The organism is Paenibacillus sp. FSL K6-4396 (assembly GCF_038002525.1).
In the GTDB taxonomy this organism is placed as follows: Bacteria; Bacillota; Bacilli; order Paenibacillales; family Paenibacillaceae; genus Paenibacillus; species Paenibacillus amylolyticus_B.
Window position 1 is genome coordinate 6,807,419 of record NZ_JBBOCR010000001.1, and the last position, 18,291, is coordinate 6,825,709.

At 48.2% G+C, this 18,291-nt stretch carries 17 protein-coding genes; 2 read left to right on the forward strand and 15 right to left on the reverse strand.

What is annotated here, in order from left to right; genetic code table 11:
• Positions 1-212: 212 nt before the first annotated feature.
• The 9 genes from MHB85_RS29720 to MHB85_RS29760 all read right to left on the reverse strand — a co-directional run bounded on the left by MHB85_RS29720 (position 213) and on the right by MHB85_RS29760 (position 10,428).
• The gene (locus tag MHB85_RS29720; protein WP_210109369.1) at positions 213-839 is read right to left on the reverse strand and encodes a PepSY domain-containing protein; all 627 of its coding nucleotides are present in this window, start codon (positions 837-839) and stop codon (positions 213-215) included.
• Between the two features lie 232 nt (positions 840-1,071).
• Positions 1,072-1,872, reverse strand: coding sequence for a PepSY domain-containing protein (locus tag MHB85_RS29725; protein WP_210109370.1), 801 nt, complete (start codon positions 1,870-1,872; stop codon positions 1,072-1,074).
• Between the two features lie 297 nt (positions 1,873-2,169).
• Positions 2,170-3,546, reverse strand: coding sequence for a sensor histidine kinase (locus MHB85_RS29730; protein ID WP_210109371.1), 1,377 nt, complete (start codon positions 3,544-3,546; stop codon positions 2,170-2,172).
• On the reverse strand, positions 3,543-4,298 hold the full coding sequence (locus tag MHB85_RS29735; protein WP_210109372.1) for a response regulator transcription factor: 756 nt from the start codon (positions 4,296-4,298) through the stop codon (positions 3,543-3,545). Before MHB85_RS29735 ends, MHB85_RS29730 begins: the two co-directional genes overlap by 4 nt.
• Positions 4,299-4,353: 55 nt before the next feature.
• On the reverse strand, positions 4,354-4,998 hold the full coding sequence (locus MHB85_RS29740) for an SDR family oxidoreductase (protein WP_105600395.1): 645 nt from the start codon (positions 4,996-4,998) through the stop codon (positions 4,354-4,356).
• 319 nt (positions 4,999-5,317) lie between these two features.
• Positions 5,318-6,499, reverse strand: a complete 1,182-nt coding sequence (locus MHB85_RS29745) for an NAD(P)/FAD-dependent oxidoreductase (protein ID WP_091012527.1) — start codon at positions 6,497-6,499, stop codon at positions 5,318-5,320.
• Positions 6,500-6,523: 24 nt separating this feature from the next.
• Positions 6,524-6,970: a DUF1641 domain-containing protein gene (locus tag MHB85_RS29750; RefSeq protein ID WP_017691658.1), complete on the reverse strand. Its 447-nt coding sequence runs from the start codon at positions 6,968-6,970 to the stop codon at positions 6,524-6,526.
• Between the two features lie 688 nt (positions 6,971-7,658).
• Positions 7,659-9,458 carry an RNA polymerase sigma factor gene (locus MHB85_RS29755; protein WP_341074140.1) on the reverse strand — a complete coding sequence of 600 codons (1,800 nt, stop codon included), beginning with the start codon at positions 9,456-9,458 and terminating at the stop codon, positions 7,659-7,661.
• A 37-nt stretch (positions 9,459-9,495) separates the two neighbouring features.
• The gene (locus MHB85_RS29760) at positions 9,496-10,428 is read right to left on the reverse strand and encodes a hypothetical protein (protein WP_091012522.1); all 933 of its coding nucleotides are present in this window, start codon (positions 10,426-10,428) and stop codon (positions 9,496-9,498) included.
• A gap of 193 nt (positions 10,429-10,621) precedes the next feature.
• Here MHB85_RS29760 and MHB85_RS29765 point away from each other — a divergent pair, with 193 nt between their 5' ends.
• On the forward strand, positions 10,622-10,795 hold the full coding sequence (locus MHB85_RS29765; protein WP_091012520.1) for a CsbD family protein: 174 nt from the start codon (positions 10,622-10,624) through the stop codon (positions 10,793-10,795).
• A gap of 166 nt (positions 10,796-10,961) precedes the next feature.
• On the opposite strand, the gene MHB85_RS29770 is transcribed toward MHB85_RS29765, so the two are convergent.
• The gene (locus tag MHB85_RS29770; protein WP_192135223.1) at positions 10,962-11,963 is read right to left on the reverse strand and encodes an NAD-dependent epimerase/dehydratase family protein; all 1,002 of its coding nucleotides are present in this window, start codon (positions 11,961-11,963) and stop codon (positions 10,962-10,964) included.
• Between the two features lie 152 nt (positions 11,964-12,115).
• Here MHB85_RS29770 and MHB85_RS29775 point away from each other — a divergent pair, with 152 nt between their 5' ends.
• Positions 12,116-12,634, forward strand: a complete 519-nt coding sequence (locus MHB85_RS29775; RefSeq protein ID WP_341074141.1) for a cupin domain-containing protein — start codon at positions 12,116-12,118, stop codon at positions 12,632-12,634.
• Between the two features lie 271 nt (positions 12,635-12,905).
• Here MHB85_RS29775 and MHB85_RS29780 read toward each other — a convergent pair whose 3' ends face one another.
• The 5 genes from MHB85_RS29780 to MHB85_RS29800 all read right to left on the reverse strand — a co-directional run bounded on the left by MHB85_RS29780 (position 12,906) and on the right by MHB85_RS29800 (position 18,183).
• Positions 12,906-13,985 (reverse strand): DUF1835 domain-containing protein, encoded by a 1,080-nt coding sequence (locus MHB85_RS29780; RefSeq protein WP_341074142.1) that lies wholly within the window; start codon positions 13,983-13,985, stop codon positions 12,906-12,908.
• Positions 13,986-14,052: 67 nt separating this feature from the next.
• On the reverse strand, positions 14,053-14,688 hold the full coding sequence (locus MHB85_RS29785; protein WP_341074145.1) for a TVP38/TMEM64 family protein: 636 nt from the start codon (positions 14,686-14,688) through the stop codon (positions 14,053-14,055).
• A gap of 301 nt (positions 14,689-14,989) precedes the next feature.
• On the reverse strand, positions 14,990-16,627 hold the full coding sequence (locus MHB85_RS31255; RefSeq protein WP_445739046.1) for an HNH endonuclease: 1,638 nt from the start codon (positions 16,625-16,627) through the stop codon (positions 14,990-14,992).
• Positions 16,628-16,671: 44 nt separating this feature from the next.
• Positions 16,672-16,821 carry a hypothetical protein gene (locus MHB85_RS29795; protein ID WP_179198391.1) on the reverse strand — a complete coding sequence of 50 codons (150 nt, stop codon included), beginning with the start codon at positions 16,819-16,821 and terminating at the stop codon, positions 16,672-16,674.
• 189 nt (positions 16,822-17,010) lie between these two features.
• Complete coding sequence (locus MHB85_RS29800; RefSeq protein WP_341074146.1) at positions 17,011-18,183, reverse strand: acyltransferase; 1,173 nt, start codon at positions 18,181-18,183, stop codon at positions 17,011-17,013.
• Between the last annotated feature and the right edge of the window lie 108 nt (positions 18,184-18,291).

Genomic DNA, 18,291 nt, shown 5'->3' on the forward strand with positions numbered 1-18,291 from the left:
CACGTTCCTGCTCGAATAGTGAACAATCCGGTGGAACATGTACAATTATATACTCCGCTCTCTCCATCAACAGCAAAAAGACGCTTCCCCCGAAGCGTCCTCTGCTATACCTGCCCTGCCCCTCCATGATGTAACGATCTCTAGCTGTGTGCGGCTGTTCATGGGCAGGTTCGTTAAATGATGTTTTATCGGCATTTTCTCGCCCTTATTGCTTAATCTTGGTCGTCAAAATCCTGGTCAAACGATAACACTTTACCTGTGTTGGCATCGATATCTACATCTGCTTCACCTTGAGCAGTTCTTAGTTCGATCTCATACACATAGCGACCATCATCATGATCCAGCTCGACCTTGGTTACTTTACCACCCGTAACTTGTTTCAAAGCAATGTTTGAAGCTTGGGATGCTGTCAATTTGACCTGCTTAGAGGCAGAGCTGTTGGATGTATTGCCTGTAACAGTGCCTTGATAGTCATCGTCATCATCGTAGTCTTCATCATCCACGACTGCCAAGATTTTGCCTGTGTACGCATCCAGACGAACGACAACATCATTTTTGCCTTTTCGATCAATCTCGATTTCATAGAACGTTTGGCCGTTTCTACGCTCCAGATCCACGTCATCCACTTTACCATCGGCTGCTTTTAAAGCCAACGCTTTCGCTTGTGATGCATTCAGCATTTTACCTGTGCTGTTCTGATTCTGTGTTACAGATTGGGTTGTTGACGTTGGTGTAGTTTGCACCGATTGTCCGTTCACATTCCCGCTAGCCGCTACGGCCGATCCACCAAGTAATACTGCTGCTGACAAGCTACCAATCCAAAGTTTATGTTTGTTCATCATCATTCATCTCCTCGTTGTTGTTTTCGTTCTCGTCTACATTTATAGAATAACCTGCAGGAATGAGAGATCAGCGAGAGTTAGATTAGAATTTGATGAGAAAATGAGGAGAGTGCTCATTTAACAGGTATCCATGTCCATCTAATTGAAAAAGATGACCCCTAAACTAGAAATCATCTCTTTGAAGCGATTTTACCCTGTATTCAAAAGGTTTTCTTCTGAACTTTAACTTTTAATCATCGTCCTCATCCCAAGTCACCGAACGAATCGCTCCCGAGATGGCATTCACCTGCACAATAGCCTCCCGGCCATCCGCCAGATCAATTTCAACCAGATAATACGGATTCCCGCTATTGGTTCCACGCAGTTCAATGTCGTCCACTTCCCCCGGGACCTCCGCAAGTGCCTTCTGCTTGGCTTGTTTCTCGCTCAGAAACTGAGGTTTGGGATCATCCTTGGTTGGTTCAGTTGTCGGGGCTGTTATTGTTTTGGAAGATATCGTCTCTCCCGTATATGGATCAATCGTGAGTTCTTCACGGCTGTTATCCTTTGCCTTCACTACCGCAGTGTATACCGGACTGCCTTGCTGCTCTACAAGTTCAAGCGAGACCAATTGGTTATCTGTTTGTTGTTTTAACAACGCCGTCTTGATCTGCTCGCGGCTCCATAACGTCTTCTCTTCCGCTTGCGGGTTCGACTCCAGCCGTTTAATGGAATTCACAGCAGCTGTAACAGCATCCACTTGCACATCATATAGGCCGGTCTCCGAACGGAGCTGCATGATATACGTCCCGTCCTTCAACGTGGAATTCACAATCTCCCCTGGATATTGATCCAGTACGGATTGAGCTGCCGCATTTGCCGTAAGTACCGCACCCGTCGATTGCCACGGCTTCCACCACACCACAGCTGCCACAATCAGCACAACGAGAAGCCCCGCACCCCACCAGAGTGACCTTCGCGATTTCGCCCATCCACTGTTCCCCTGTTCATGCCGTTTCATCTCCGGTGGTCGCTGCTCATGCTCTGTCATCACGTTTCCCCCTTATAGCTCTCCCCATAGCCCAAGTTCAAATGCTATATATTCGGTCTGAGTTTAGTTTCCAATGGCTACTACATAAAATGAACTAATCTTTTACACAGTACGGAGAGGACAGAAAAAACCTGAAAAGCGAAGCGTTCGCCTTTATCCCCGGATTTTCCCCTTTGAGAAAAGAGAATCCAAAAAATCTGGGGATAACAGCGATTGGAAGGTTGTTCTGTCATCGTAGTGTCAGTGTGAACAATCTTTAGTTCAGTTTATATAGTATATAAGAGAAGAATGAGAATTTCATGAGAGCGGCCCGTTCTGAACGGATATTGGCAAAATAATCGAAGCCTCGGTGCCTTCACCCTCAGTGCTGGTCAGTTCGATTCGTGCTCCAACTGCTCCTGCAAGCTCTTTGGCAAGTGACAACCCCAGACCCGAACCGCTTGCGCCCAAGCTGCGTGTTCTGGCCGGATCAACCCGGTAGAATCGGTCAAATACCCTCTTCAGCTCGACCTCCCGTATACCAATCCCGGTATCCACAATCCGAATTCGGCACTCTTGTCCCTCGGCTTCCAGCCTGACTTCAATTGCATCTTCACTATACTTCCGGGCATTATCCAGCAAAATAAACAACAGTTGCTTCAGCTTGCTCTCATCGCTGATTGCCCAGATTGGACCTGGATCGACACACCGGACTTCGCGGTGGTAGGCTTCGCGAAACGCACGTGTGGATTCTGTTGCCAGTCTCGTGATATCCACTCGCTCCAACTGTACATTCCATTGCTCTGGCTGCTTCGCAAGCAGTAAAAGTTGCTCGGTCATCTCCCGCATACGAACCGATTCGGACAGAATCGCTTCTACCGCTTCATCAAATACCTCAGGTCGCTCTTTTCCTCGCCGCTGTAGCAGACTAGCGTAGCTCTCAATAATGGTCAGCGGCGTTTTGAGTTCATGAGATGCATCCGATACAAATCGTTCCTGACGTTCAAAGTTGGATTCGAGCAGATCCATCATCCGGTTAAACGTCTGTCCCATCGTTTTCAGTTCATCCTTCGACCCTTCCTCCAGTGGAAGACGCTTGAATTGGCCGCTGGACTGTATATCAGTCATCGTACGTGTCATCTGCTGAATCGGTCTGGTCATCCGGTTCGCGAGAATTCGGCTGGAGATAATGGCTGGAATGAGAGCAATAATCGTGACTGCCACAAGCACGGTACGCAGTACAGACAGTCGATTCTCCGTTTCTGCTATGCTCTCGGTGACCTGTACATTCACCACCTCACCATCAGGCCAGATGACCGGAACAGAAACCCACACATAGCCAATCTGTTCCACTTGGGTATACTCCGATTTCTTCTCACTTTCGTACTTATAAGGCAGCTTGCTCAGCTGCTCGGAAGCTGCTGTTGTCGTCACCGGGGAACTGGTGCCGTCTTCATTAACAATCCGAAGCATGCCGTTCACAGGCGCGTAGGCCCGCAGCAAGTCATCCGGCGGAATGGAGCCGGCAGACTGACGTACTCCTTTGACAATAGACTCCGCTTCCGCTTCCACCCGATTAACCTCGTTATCAATCGACATTCGTTCAAACACGATATAGACGGACAGGTTCACCGCGAATAACAGCACAGCAAATAATACAGACGAATATCCGTAGATTTTACTGCGCAGACTCATGACTGTTCCTTCAGGACATAACCTACGCCCCGTACGGTATGTATTAAGGGCGGTGTGAATCCGTTATCCACCTTTTTGCGCACATAACGGATGTACACATCCACCACATTGGTATCTCCATAATAATCGTATCCCCACACGGCCTGCACAATCTGGTCACGACTGAGCACCTGACGTTGATTCTGCAGCAGATACACGAGCAAGTCGAACTCACGTGGAGTAAGCTCAATGGCTACACCATCTCGAGATACCTCTCGCGTTCCTTCATTTAGTTTCAACCCGGCTGCCGTCAACCAGCCCGCCTCAGCTTCATCCTGATGCCCAGAAGAGTCATTCCCCATATCAGCAGTTGTAGACGAAGAAGCAGAAGAAACAACAGACGCCACTGCACTAAGCCGTAAAGCCGCCCGAACTCGGGCAAGCAGCTCTTCAATCTGGAACGGCTTGGTGATGTAGTCATTGGCTCCGAGATCCAGACCGGATACTTTGTCTTCCACGGAATCTTTGGCGGTGAGCATGATGATCGGAACCGTAGCATCTTTGGCCCGAATTCGCCGCAACACTTCAATTCCACTCAGACCAGGCAACATCACATCAAGCAGAATCAGATCCCACTGTCCTTCTGCATACTTCTCCAGTCCTTCTGTTCCACTACCCGCCTTGCCTACCTGATATCCCTCATACTGTAATTCCAGTTCCAGCAGACGTGCTATTTTGGGCTCATCCTCTATGACCAGCACGGCTTCGTTCATGCAGCGCTCCCCCTCATCCCCATCATTTCATTCTCCCGTTATCTTACAATAACATCTACAATTTGCCCAAGGCATCTTCAACCGGATGCTCCCCGGCAATCAGATCAAAGGCCATTCGGTACGTCTTCTCTTCCTGCAAAGAAGCCACAATTACACGGGCCACATCTTCACGCGGGATACTTCCCGGCTCCAGATCGGTTCCTACTGCAATCTTGCCCGTACCCGGTTCATTCTTCAGACCACCTGGGCGAATAATCGTGTAATTGAGATCACTTGCAAACAATGCACGATCCGCGTAATGCTTAGCCACGTAATATGGCTTGATGGACTCTGACCATTTCTCCCGTTGATCTGCGCCATACGCACTGACCAGAATATATCTGGAGATTCCTTGCTGCTCTGCGGCTTCCATCGTTTTCACCGCACCGTCGAGATCAATCAGCAGTGTTTTGTCCTGACCGGTAGATCCGCCAGAACCTGCAGTAAACACAATGGCATTATGATCCTTCATGGCTTCAGCCAAGTCCTCCACACTACCTTCCAGGTCACCGATTATCACATCTGCACCGAGTTCCTTCAGTGCATCCGCCTGCTCCGGTTTACGGATCATGGCCGTTACTTTATGTTTGCCTTCCTGTGCCAGCTGCTCCACCACCAACTTGCCGATTTGTCCATTTGCTCCTATAACTAAAACGTTCATACGTCATTTCTCCTCTCAGTTGAACGGATGGCTTGATGCGGCTCCCCCGTTCCTTTTATTTAAAGATGCTCATCCTATAATTTAAACGAAAGCCGGCGCTTCTAAGCGCCGGCTTCATGTTCATGCCCGTTCAGTACATCTATGAAATATGTGTCATTCGTTGTCCCCATTAATATGCCATATCCCCTAGGTGGTTTATACGCGACCTCACATTGACCGCTTCTGCCATACCTTTTTCACATCTGAATATCTGTGATTCCTTGCCATCGGGACAACTAAAAAAGACGCCCAAAAGGGCGCCCTTGAATAGCATTTAAGATTAGTAAGCCAGTGCGAACAAACCGTGAATATGAGCCAGGTAACGGATGTTACTTGCTTCTTTCATCATGGTTGCAGGCAGACCTTTCAGACGAGTCTGGTTGCCACCGATCATGCCGACAGCATCTTTACGACCCAGACTTCCCAGCGTACCGGAGAATACTGGTGTGAAGGATTCCATTGCGCCACCTTTGAACATAACGCCCAAGTTGTGACCAATAGTCTCACCCATTTGCCAAGCCAATTGTGCTGTTGGAGGGTATGGGCGAGCGCCTTCGCTAGGGAAGACCACTGCGCTGTCACCAGCAACAAACACGTCTTTGTGAGAAGTAGATTGCAGAACTTCCGTAACTTTCGCACGGCCACGATCCACTTCAATTCCGCTGTTAGCAACAACAGCGTTGCCTTGTACGCCACCTGTCCATACGAGTGTGTTCGTAGGGATGGAGCTGCCGTCTTTCAGCAGAACTTCGTTTTCTTTCATCTCGGTAATCGCTACGCCAACGATGAAGTTAACGCCACGTTTCTCAAGACTTGCTTTCGCACGGTCAACCAGCTCTGGCGGGAATCCTGCCAGGATGGAAGGACCTGCTTCAACGGTGTACAGGGATACTTCTTTGAAGTCGATGCCTTTTTCTTGACATACTGCAGGAAGCAGGTCAGCGAATTCGCCAACAAGCTCAATACCTGTCAAGCCGCCGCCACCAATAACAAACGTAGCGTCTGCTTTGTTGCCGGACTGTTTGTAAGCATCAAGACGTGCTTCAACGTGTGCACGAATACGGTTTGCATCGCTAACCGATTTGAGCGTGAAGCTGTACTCTTGCAATCCCGGAATTCCGAAGAATGCCGTTTCGCTGCCCAAGGCAACAACAAGTGCATCGTAAGAGTATGTGGAGCCGCTGGTCATCAGAACTTTTTTCTCGTCCGGCTTGATTGTATCCACCGTATCGATTTTCAAGTTCACGTTTTTGCCACGCAGCAATTTTTCAAGTGGAAGAGCAACAGCTTGTTCAGCAATGCTTCCCGCTGCAAGACGGTGCAGTTCCGTGATAATTTGGTGTGTAGGGTAACGGTTAACGACAGTAATTGTCGCTTCTTCCGGAGACAAGTATTGACGTGCAGTCAATGCAGTCAACAGACCGCCGTATCCTCCACCCAAGATCAAAATTTGCTTCGACATATCCATCCTCCGTTCTTCTAAGTCTTAACGTTTCGGTTGTTGACGCTCGTTCAGGATGCTCAGGAAAGATTGAGCAAAACGAAGCGATTGTTGTACGTTTGGATCTTTAAGCATTTTCAGCATAGCGAACAAGCCAACTGAAGTTTGCTCTGTTTGCGCACGGTCATTGGCTTCGATGGCAGCAGAAGCTACCCCTTTAGCTTTGTCTACAACAGGCTTAGCGAACTCGCCCATTGCGCTCATTGTGTCGCTGATCAGAACCTTGTCTGTTGCTACACTTTGTGCAAAGTCATAAGCTTTCGTCATAGCAGTAACCATTTCAGCCAATTTAGGCAGGTTCTCCACCAGAACGGTTAAAGACTCCTGTACCTCAGGCTTCATCAGTTGATCCAGAACGTCCAAGGACTGGCGCTCGGAAACGTTGGCACCTTCTGTAACTGGCACCTCTTGTTGAGTAGGCGATTGTGACATAAGAGAAAGTCCTCCTTTACTTTGGGATAGAAGTCCGCGACTTTCATGATGCCTGTCAAGCAGAGCCGAACCACAAAATACATCGAATACATCTAAATGTACCAAATTTCACACAATAGGATGAGCGTAGCTCAGGGCCACTCCCATATCATGCATTGTATCTTGGATCTATTGCGGACAACATGTGTTGACGCACAAAACGACAAGCAGGCCGAAACCGAACTCTATACCCCTATATTACACCTCTTACACATGAACATGAAAAAGAAATTTTTTACACTTGTGAAGATATTGTGAACATTGTAACAAAATCGATCTTTTTGTCAACCCATGAAGACAGACTAAATCCGCCGATCCTCCTGTCCAAGATCCGTATTCCTACCACATGTGGTATTAAGACAAGATCACATATGACCAGATGTGCGATATGTACACAAGGAAGGATTCGTTTATCCAAAATTTCAGGAATTGTTTTCCAATATCTCGATAATCATGCAACGAAATTGGTCACTGTCGTTATTATGCAGCGATGAGCGCAGCCTTATTCCATCATGGAGACATCTTTTCTATTTCAAGTATGAACCTCTTGCGTCACGAATGCAAAAAAGACAGAAAGAAGGCCTGACGTATCGCCCTGCCTCCTGATATTTGTTTCCGCTGTTTGCCCAATCTGATCGTTACAATTAGGTCACACCATAACTATTTCTGGGGAATGCTGATCCATTCCTTCAAGCAACGCTTTTATTACAACGACAGCGGCTCGCTCCAATTCCTCCACTTCCAGAAGTATCGAGATAGCCTGATCAGCATGAAGCTTCTCATTAGGTAGTCCTCCATCTGGAAAAGGAAATAATTCCACGAGTGTATTTAACTTTTGGGACATGTTTCGATATAACTCTTCTGCCTGAAGACAGAATGGAATTAAACTGGAATAGCAGGCATTCGAAGCCCACTTTAGAGAAACTTCTTTGAAAAACTCACTTGCATAACGTCTTGCATCCCACAAAACCGCAATGTTATAGGCGTGACCGTTTGGTTCTACCCTTCTGTATTCTAGGGCTTCTCTCCAGACTGCATAGGCAGCCACACCACTGACTGTGTTCGGCAAGGTATACGGGTCCTCTCCACGATAATGAGCCAACACAGCTGTCAGTGCCCCGTGCAAGTTCATTTCTCGTATCATGCCATCCGATTCCGCTGCCAGTACAAATACTTCCTGATTCACACCCCGGCCTACATGATCATAGGGAATTGTTCCTGATTTAATGAAATCGGTACCGTATAGGGTCCGGGCTGCATCATCATAACCATAGATCAACCCGAATTCGGGAATATTCAGGTCCCACACAACGGCCGGAATTCCCCGATGAATCGCGTAACGTATCAGGGAGAGGGCCTGGACAAGTCTTGGATTAAGCAACCTTTTCCCTTTCGCTTTCTCCTCTAGCATCAAAGGATCGACCAGATTGGCATTGAGACCCGCTTCGCTCGCCAAAGCCTCAACTGCATGGGAACGATAACCCATATGTTGCAATCCTCTTGTAAGCACCTCTTTGAAGTTATAGGCGGTAGGTCCAGCGATATGTATGTCCTGAGGCAGGATGGTCAGACGAAAAGAAAGTCCACTCATCCCCATAACCATGGGGAGAGATGGAGATGGACCGATATAACCTAACATCTCGTGAATGGACGCTGCTGCCGAGTTCCAGGTTTGGGGAGCACGAAACGAAAGGGGTTCCTCCAGAGTCACTCGGTTTTGCCCGAGTGAATTCCACTCTGCCAGCATTTCCTCTACAGATAAATGAATATGAAGCTGAGACACTTTTTTACGTGAACGGGACAGAATTTGATACACATTGGCAATTGTCAGATTGAATTTGCAGGCCATTTCTTGCGCTGACAGCTGCTCCATCCAATATGATGTGAAGACCTGTTGTTCTCTTTCATTCAGACAAGCCAACAGCCTGTGGAGATTGTTCCTCATTTCCTGCTGAGCAACAGCTTGATACGGATCATAGCCTGTCTCCTGCGATGTCCGATTCGAGTCATTCAAAAGATGATTCAGCGTGATGTCGAGCGAGTCTTGATCGCTCCATGAGGCATCATCGGCTCCAAATCCAAATGCAAAGAATGAAGAAAAATGTTCTTCCCGCAGCTGCTTTTGGCGCTGCATATGTGAGTATGCCTGATTACGCACAATGCGCTGCATCCAGGCCATAAAACGCTCAGCATTCTGAAGCTGTCCCATATGAATGAACGCACGAATAAGCCCATCTTGTAAAATGTCTTCTGCGAGATAAGAATCATACGTAAGTGCTCGCACATAACGAAACAATTGCCCACGGTAACGGTAAATCAACTCTCCAAAGGCCTCTGTATCCCCCGTTTGGGCTCGTTGGATAAGCGCGATATCCGGCTCCTTTTGCCGATCCTCTAATATCTCATCTTCCCCTGGCCTGATATGGCGATTGTTAGTTAATCCATCCATGTATATCTCCCTTTCTTATAGCGCCGCTTCACTTTCATTACTCCATCTTCAAAATAGAAGCTTCGATCATGGCTTCCGTCTCCGCGAGTGCCACCATGATTGTCGCAGCAGCCTCCCAGTTCCGAGAGACAAGACGGGATTGGCATTCCCCGAATTGGCGGGATTGTGCGTATTTCAAAGCAGAAAGGTCAGGATGGATTGTTTTAAAAAACAAACCATAATCATGGGCACGACGTGCGCCTACTGGCAGAGCAAAATACACATAATGAGCCCACTCATTACCATCGATTGCTCCAGTACGAACCTGTTCCGCCTTATGCAGAATGGCTGAAGCTCCGGTTCGTCCTTCCTGTGCAGCAATATCATGGGTCTGTTCTGTAAGGATTGATTTGAACCAAGTAAAAGCCCGGCGGTTAATCTCCTCCAGATCAGGATGTTCAATGCGTTCAGGACTCCACCATCGTCGATACACACCACTACTCCATGGGAATTCAGACTTCCATGCTTCCTCAAGTTTATCCAGTGTCAGGAGTACATTGGGGAATCCCGCTGGGTCATGCAGGCATATTTCATCGCCCCTCATATTGAGCGCAACTACATAATGATCGCTACCACCCAGGTTGGGAGAGTTGGGATTGTAAACGAGTTTGCCCATATCCAGCGGACCCATCATTACAGGGCCCTGCTTCAAAGCCTCTCTTAGCTCGTCTACAGGCATCTCTGTACCCCGTGCTTGCACACTTTCGCACACCCTAAATCCCAGAATGCTCATCGCCTTGCTGATGGCCAGATCAGGACTGGATGTACAGTTATCAAAAAAAAGCATATCTTCCTGCGTTCGAAAGGCCCCTAGTGAAAAGCCACCGATGGTTTCGAGCAGACCGGGATCTATCTTTTCTCCAACGGACGACAGCAGCATTGAAGCTGAATTGGCGTAGCAATACGCACCATTTCCAATATAATTGCTCATATCATAACATCCTCTCATTCCTTTAATGAAGCACGCGATTAAGCAATGCCTATACTTATACTGACTCTTCGTACAGATCATTTCTGACAGAATATCCAGAACAAATTTCTGACCGCCCTGAAATAATGAACGTTTAGAATCCGGACATCCCGGTTAATAAGGACTACACCAGACAACGAAGGAGATGTTCGATATGAGTAATTCAACTGGCGATAAAATCAAAGCAGGCGTAAACAAGGCCAAAGGCGAAGTGAAGGATCAGATCGGTAATGCAACCAATAACAGATCCCTTCAGGCTGAGGGTAAAAAAGACAAAGCCAAAGGTGCTGTACAGGATAAAATTGCCGACATTAAAAAAGATCACTAGATCCTTTTGATGTAAAACTCAGAAAGCACGAAGATTTCGTGCAATAGATCGTTTTAAAATAGCCTGACCGTCCGTGTTCGGAAGCTATCCGAAAATGAGACGGAGGCGCAAAAAAGCCAAGGAAGGTGTTACTCAATACACCCTTCCCTGGCTTTTTTTGTGCATTTTATACTGCTGGAACTGCGTATCTTGCCATATCGATAATGAAACTGCGCGTTTCCCTTGTTGTATGGTATTCACGGCTGAACTGTCTGACCCATTCGGGATGTTCCCGATACCAACGGAAAGTTTTTTCCAATCCCTTTTCCAACGTGGTTTGCGGTAACCATCCCAATTCCGCTCGCAATCTGCCTGAGTGCACGACCAGACTCGACCCTCTGGACTGGGTTGGTTCTTGCTCCCGGATCTCTACAGCAGCTACGGATCGATCCATTGGTTTCAATATCTCCCCGATCTCCTGCATGGTTGTTCCAAGCCCTGTCGATATGTTGTAGACCTGTCCGTCTTTGCCTTTCAGCATAATCTGTTCAATGGCCCGGAGGGCATCATCCACATACAAGAAATCACGCACTGCCGATCCCTGAATATCCAGAGGCAGTCCGTCCAACATCCGACCAAAATTTCGGGGAATAATACGGTCTGGTAATTGCCAGGGTCCATAGAGGTTGGTCAAACGAAAGAGTTTGACTGGAAGCTGGTAACATTGAGCGTAGGAGTGAGCCAGCATTTCACAGGCAACTTTGGATGCGGAATAAGGAGAGACGGGTGCATACGGATCTGATTCATGATAGACTCTGCCCCAATCACCGCCATACACTTCAACGGATGAAGCCAGCAAGACTGGAATGTGATGTTCCGTAGCATATTGCAGGATGGCCTGTGTGCTGAGTGTATTATTGCGGAAAACTTCCCCTGGCTGATGATACGAATAATCCACGTGTGGCATGGCCGCCAGATGAATGATGTAATCTGTTCCTGGAGGTAGATGAATCCGGTCCGATGCAAGGTTACAACAGATGAACGGCATCTCATGCAGAGGAGAGATATGAACCAGCCTCTGACAATAATCATCCCGATCCAGAAGGGTAATTCGATGCCCCTTTTGCGCCAAATACTGTGAAAGATTAAATCCCACAAATCCAGAAGCCCCTGTAATAACAATGTTCACACACGATTCCCCCTTGCGATTTATACAACGAGTGCATTGAAGAGAGTTTATGTACTGAGTATAACCTTAAAATGATACATTTTGTATCATTTTACAATTGTTTTTTGTTCGTCCTTGAGGTTATCGGGTAATTTATAGTGAGGTGATGTGAGATGAATGAACGAAAAAAGGACATAGAGACGTTATTCCTTCAGGATGACGGTGTAATTCCCAATCATCCGACCCTGCCTGTGCTTTTGTATAAAAACGTATGGGCTGAAGAGGCTTTTCATGCAGAATCGTTGCTGAACCGTCATGGATGGGGAAATAGCTGGTTGAATGGTGTGTTCAATTATCATCATTATCATAGTAATGCTCATGAAGCTCTTGCTGTGGTGAGTGGATTCGTGAAACTGATTCTAGGCGGAGGACATGGGCAGAAAGTTTATCTTCAAACAGGCGACGTTGTCGTGCTTCCTGCCGGGACAGGGCATAAACGTCTGGAGGCCAGTACTGATTTTCGTATTGCCGGTGCTTACCCGGGCGGCATGAGTTACAACACACGCACAGGTGAGGAAAACGATCGTGCCAAGGCTCTTCAGGAAATCCGAGAGGTTCCGATCCCGGATACCGATCCTGTCTATGGTCAGGATGGGCCACTCATGGAAATTTGGAATGGGAAGAATTCATAACCGATATGAAGAAAATGAAGAAAAGAATACTATTGGACCATGCACAGTTGAAGTTGGTTCAGTTTTTAACGAGAAACAAATAGACTGTTCCCCGGAAATGTAGGAGTTATCCACCGGTGGAACAGTCTATTTAAGTGGGAATTATAAACATCTGGTATCGGAGAAACTTCGTGATAACCTTCCTGATTGCGGAAGGAAATGCCCAGATCTTTTTTCAAACTATTCGATCACGTATCTTGATTTCTATCCGTACGTTTCAGCCTTAGGCCTTTCAGCGTTCGGCAGGCCGAACACTGTAATACCTCATTGCAAGTGGCTTTCCATCCATCTCAAGTCGGCCTTTCAGCACCAGTTGTCGTAGACGGTACTCCACGAACGCATCACCTATATGCTGGCTGCTCGTCCCAATCACTTCGCCCACAATACGAGCTGCTCGGATATACTTTCCTGGCTCCCAGTTCGGTGCCAGTTCCCTTACCTTCTGCATAATGTACTCGTCCAACGCATCTTCAGGTAGACTTCGAATCTCACCATTCTCCATCATACGCAATAGTCCGGGCTGTACCGAAAGTTCCAGCCAATCCTGTTCCAGTTGGAGGCGTTCTTGCTTGGACAGCGGCTCTTGCCCAGAGCAGACTTGCCACATCGCCAGAAGCTTTTCCGGAAGAATCTCGCCTGTGTGGAGCACATCATATTGAACATCAGGTCTATTGAATAATTGCTGATATAAGCCGCTCGTTTCGATCAGATATATTGGACTCTTACTGCTGCGCAATAGATGCATCGCATAGAGCAGTCCCGTCTTCTCACGTGCATTATTCGAATACCAGATGATGATTGACGTCTTGGAATCAATAGACTGCATTGTGGAGTTAAGCTCATATATTGATTCAAGCTCATGCATGGCATAAGCCTCGCGGTCACTGAGACACATTCGTTCGGTCAGCCAAAGATGCCTGCGCTGCAAATCTGCACGATGGGCCAGATCACCTAACGGACCCACAGCATAATCATCATCCATAGAGAAAAAGCTCCGCTTTTCCTGATTAGGTAACGTGCTCATTCCCATTTTCAGACTACTCAGAGGTGATTCTCCAAACGTAATATGAATTTCATTTGGCTTGTCGACCTCGGCGAGAGCTTGTTGTTCCAGACGCCCCAAATCAAACGGGGTATCCATATTCCTAAACAGTGACTGTACCGCGTCCGCAAAATCCACCTTTTCGCCTTGCTCTTCCTGCCGCTTGACCACCTGTGCTGATTTCATATAAAGCACACGCAGTGCTGAACGAAGTTCATTCTCATTCATGCGATTCAACCATCGACTGAAAGCAAAGATATCATCAATCATGCTGATCCTCCTTCAAGCTAACGTCAATATTGACAGAAACTATATCTGAACACTGATATTCCTTTGTTTATGAGGAAATCGATTTTCCCGCTGGTTGATTCAGATCATGTAGATCTTCACTATCTAACGATGACCGGGTAAAATGTCGCTCCAGTTTGCGGCTTGCCCACAGAGATACCGCAATGAACAGTAATACACCTACCCAGCGTACAGGGTGCTCCAGAAATTGTTCCACATTGGAACCGATATACGTCACAGAGAAAATCATGATCGCTTTACCACAGCCCACTGCCAGCAGGAAGGATAACAATCGCATTCGCGCGATACCTGCCGCCACATTAATAATGACAAATGGACCTACCGGGAAGATACTCAGCAGAAAAACATAACTGAATGCATTCCTTCGAATCCACACCATGCTGCGTTGCACACGAGGTTTGCGTGCCCATCGTTCCACAAAAGCGGATTTCCCAATCTCCCGTACGATCAGGAATGTAACAGTGCAACCGAGGACCATGCCGATCCATGAATATAAAAACCCTGCCCACAGACCGTATACCGCGCCGTTTACACCCACAATCAACAGCGTTGGAAGCGGCGGTACAAATGATTTCATAAACGTAAGCAAAATTCCCGGTAACGGGCCCAGGGAGCGAAACTTCTCCAGCCAGAAACGAATATTTTCTTCCGTAATATATGACATAATATCCAATGCTGCTGGGGTCATCTGCATCCATCCAATCTATACAGTCTATGTTCTTAGGCTTGATGTTCACTATACATTTCATCATTCAACTGAATGATGAAGCTTCTTACGTAACTCCCTCCCAGTATAACGTACATCTTCGATGAACACCGTTGTCAATTTGAAGAAATTTATTGCACAGTGAACTGACTTCCCACCAAAATCTAAATGAAATCCAAAAAGCACACCCCGACCCTCTTGTGGTCTTGGTGTGCTCTTCATATTAAAACCCGATTTCATCTTCGGGAGTATATCATCCTCATTCCAGCTGCGCTTCCTGCATTGCGAGTTCAATCAATTCTGCCTGATGGGCAGCATTCCATTCGGGAATCCCGGAACGCATGAACTCTTCAGCATCCATTGCCGCTTTGGACTGGTTGCAGAGATTGCAGGCGCAGACACAGTTAAGCGGGGTGGTATGTCCACCTTTGGCACGCGGCAGCAGATGGTCGATTGTATCCCCATACGATCCACAGAAGTAACAAGTGTAGTGATCCCGCGTCAGAATATACCGCTTGAAATCCTTGTTGCTGAACAATCGGCGAATCGTGTACCGATTGACCACCACAGCAGCTTTTTCCTTCACCAGTGTGACCGCGAGTTCCATGTCCACTTCCTGATGCCAGCGACGTCCCTTGTCCGTTTTGCCACGCATCCGTACCATGCCTTGTCGGTTGGTCCGGAGCGAAGCCGGATCTTCCGGGTCGATGGCTACCGGAGCCGACGGGGTCTGGCGGCGGGGACGGCCATCCGTGCCAGCGCCGTGGCTGCGGCTGGCATGCGCGGGTCGCTGCCCGGATGCACCGCGGGCAGCGTCTTCGCCGTTCGCCTTGGGCGCACGCTCCTTGCGCGCCTGGCGCGGCTTGGACCCTGGCGAGCCAGGCTGGCGCACGGGCGCAGGAGGCCCTGCCTCCGTAGCAGCCCCCGGCGCTTGCCCAGGCTCGCGCCCGGTGGCGGCAGGCTGTGCCTCCGCCGCCGTAGGTGCAACGACCGTGGTGGCATCGCCACGGTCGCTCAGTGCCGGCGCATGGGCCTCAGCAGCTACGCTGCGGGCCTGCCCTGCGCCGGGCGCGAGCGCGCCAGCACGCTTGCGGCGCCGCTTGCGCTTGCGTTTGGCTGCGGTCGGTTGATCCGCAGCCATGGGCTCTGCTGCCGGGCCTTGCGGCTCAGCAGGCAGCAGAGCTTGGTGGGCCGCCGCAGCTTGTTCGGCTGCCTGCACTGCAGCGGCTGCGCGCGCGCCAGCCCGCTGTGCAGTGCCTTTTTCATTCGCAGCAGCATGCCCCTGCGAATGCCCTTCTTCCCCACGCCAGTGCTCACCTGGCTGTGGCTCATCTCCTACCTCACCCGCCGAGCCATCCTGCTCCAGACTCGTCTCTCTCAGTTCATTTCCCGTTATGCTCTCCGATCGGTTGCTCTTCCTCCGTCTTCTCCTCTTCTTCCGTATACCCGAAGAAGAGGGGGGCGAAGTCACCAATTCAGCGCGTTCATCGTCATTCGAAGAACTTGAGTCTACTGACGATTGAGACACCAGACTTCTGTCAGACTGAGACACCGTAGCAGCTCCATGCTCCATACCGTGGGAGGTACGACCTGCCTCATTTCTCGCAGATGCAGAGGGTCTGGCAGTAACAGCACGTGTCTCTAAGCCATCCCGTTGACGCTCCATCCGTTCATTCGTTCGTCCGACGCTTGAACCTGACTCGTGATCAGCAGCCTGTCCACCAAGCTGGCGACAGCTGCGGCAGGCTCCCCGCCTGGCTCCGGGACCTGCCCGCTTTCCGGTTCTGCGCCGGAATTCGGACATCGGCCGCTGTTGTCCGCAATACATACACGTTTTGCTCAGTCGCGCTTCTTGTTCCGTCTTTCCTTGCCGGAAAGGGGCTGGACCCGTCTCCATGTTGTCACCTCGGTTCCGTATGAATCCGGTTTCTTTCTATTGTATCACATCTGCTCGCGAACACCCTCATGGCCAAAGGCCTGATAATCTTTCGAGTTGTACTCCTGTATCTGTTCACTGCATTCGTGAAGAATGTGTTCCACATATTCCAATATATCCTGCATCGGTCTCCCGCATTTTTCGCATGTTGTCATGTTATTCACCTTAATCCTGTTATCCATAATGTATTATCGTTCCGCCTTATGATTACCCATCAACCATGAAAAAGAAACACTCGTTCCCCACATTACACATATCTGCATACATCAAAAAAACCGCTTCCTGATCTCCCCTAAGGTCGACCAAGAAACGGTTTATTATTCCTGTGTTGGAAATACATCTTATCAAACGTCCAGTTGGCCCGAGTTCTGTTGTGGGACCAGTCGCGGTTTCGGTTTTGGCAGATTGCCAAAGATGACCCATGCATAGGGAACGAACCTTGCCGTCAATCCAACGACAATCCACGAAGCGATCAGAGCTACACCGAATCCTCCCGCATACCACAGATGCACTAACCAGGAGACTCCTGTTTGCGGTGGAAATTCACGATACACCAGCAGGAAGAAGGGGTGAATCAGATAGATGCCAAAAGACAATGCCCCAAGCCGATTCAGCGGCTTGACGATGAGTGACGGCCCTTTGCGATAGAGCAGATAGGCAATCTGGATAAGCACCAGCGCACAAGCAAAGGTATGCACATTCCAGAAGAATTCATACCACAGTGTGTTATACGTTGCGATCTTCAGACGCAGCAGATAATAGATATACACATGGCCAAGTCCGGCAATGATCCACACCGCCCAGAGCAGAATCCATGAAGCTACGCGCCCTTTGGTTGCATTGGCCCGACTGATGACAAACCATTGCTTGATTTTAGGGAAATACACCCCGATAAAAGCACCCAGCATGAAATAGGAAAAATACGAGAAAGCCCAGCTTCCCTTGTTGGGTACCTGGAATCCATATTTATTACTTACGATGAATGCCCATTGAATCAATAGTCCAATCGGAACAGACCATTTCACCACAGAAGGATATTTCTTAAGCAACCATAACACCAATGGGAATAACAGATAAAATTGCATGTTAATAAACACAAAGTACAGATGTGTATAGGCCTTACCTGTAAACAATTTCGTGATAAAACTTACTGCCGATTCGCCGAAAGGTCGGCCCTGATAATGCGTGAAATGCAGCAACACAAAATACATTAATGAAAACAGGAAATACGGAAGCAATATATACACGAATCTTTTCTTGTAAAAATTACTTACGAGTTTCTTATCCAGCGGACGGGAATAATAGTTATAGAACAGTACAAAACTGCTCATAAAAATAAAGGTTGGCGTACCATATTTCATAAAGATATTAATAAAGTTGTACAGCCAGTAGTAGCCTGAACCCGTCATGTCCACCGTGGCATAGGACGTGGAATGCACGCACAGTACGCCGATAATTGCCATGGCACGCACCAGATTAAGCTCTGGGATTCGCTCTCTTTTCATTGTTTCACTCATGTTTACGTTTCTCCTTAATGTGTTCGTCAATATGTCAGATATGACTTAATACAATAAAGCTCTCTATCTATTAAAAGCCATAATGCTTAAGATGGATAGTCCATTTTC

Bases quoted from the DNA above. Each gene is read 5' to 3' on its own strand.
- MHB85_RS29720 (WP_210109369.1), bottom strand. From the start codon at position 839: ATGAACAAACATAAACTTTGGATTGGTAGCTTGTCAGCAGCAGTATTA.
- MHB85_RS29725 (WP_210109370.1), bottom strand. From the start codon at position 1,872: ATGACAGAGCATGAGCAGCGACCACCGGAGATGAAACGGCATGAACAG.
- MHB85_RS29730 (WP_210109371.1), bottom strand. From the start codon at position 3,546: ATGAGTCTGCGCAGTAAAATCTACGGATATTCGTCTGTATTATTTGCT.
- MHB85_RS29735 (WP_210109372.1), bottom strand. From the start codon at position 4,298: ATGAACGAAGCCGTGCTGGTCATAGAGGATGAGCCCAAAATAGCACGT.
- MHB85_RS29740 (WP_105600395.1), bottom strand. From the start codon at position 4,998: ATGAACGTTTTAGTTATAGGAGCAAATGGACAAATCGGCAAGTTGGTG.
- MHB85_RS29745 (WP_091012527.1), bottom strand. From the start codon at position 6,499: ATGTCGAAGCAAATTTTGATCTTGGGTGGAGGATACGGCGGTCTGTTG.
- MHB85_RS29750 (WP_017691658.1), bottom strand. From the start codon at position 6,970: ATGTCACAATCGCCTACTCAACAAGAGGTGCCAGTTACAGAAGGTGCC.
- MHB85_RS29755 (WP_341074140.1), bottom strand. From the start codon at position 9,458: ATGGATGGATTAACTAACAATCGCCATATCAGGCCAGGGGAAGATGAG.
- MHB85_RS29760 (WP_091012522.1), bottom strand. From the start codon at position 10,428: ATGAGCAATTATATTGGAAATGGTGCGTATTGCTACGCCAATTCAGCT.
- MHB85_RS29765 (WP_091012520.1), top strand. From the start codon at position 10,622: ATGAGTAATTCAACTGGCGATAAAATCAAAGCAGGCGTAAACAAGGCC.
- MHB85_RS29775 (WP_341074141.1), top strand. From the start codon at position 12,116: ATGAATGAACGAAAAAAGGACATAGAGACGTTATTCCTTCAGGATGAC.
- MHB85_RS29780 (WP_341074142.1), bottom strand. From the start codon at position 13,985: ATGATTGATGATATCTTTGCTTTCAGTCGATGGTTGAATCGCATGAAT.
- MHB85_RS29785 (WP_341074145.1), bottom strand. From the start codon at position 14,688: ATGTCATATATTACGGAAGAAAATATTCGTTTCTGGCTGGAGAAGTTT.
- MHB85_RS31255 (WP_445739046.1), bottom strand. From the start codon at position 16,627: ATGGAGACGGGTCCAGCCCCTTTCCGGCAAGGAAAGACGGAACAAGAA.
- MHB85_RS29795 (WP_179198391.1), bottom strand. From the start codon at position 16,821: ATGACAACATGCGAAAAATGCGGGAGACCGATGCAGGATATATTGGAA.
- MHB85_RS29800 (WP_341074146.1), bottom strand. From the start codon at position 18,183: ATGAGTGAAACAATGAAAAGAGAGCGAATCCCAGAGCTTAATCTGGTG.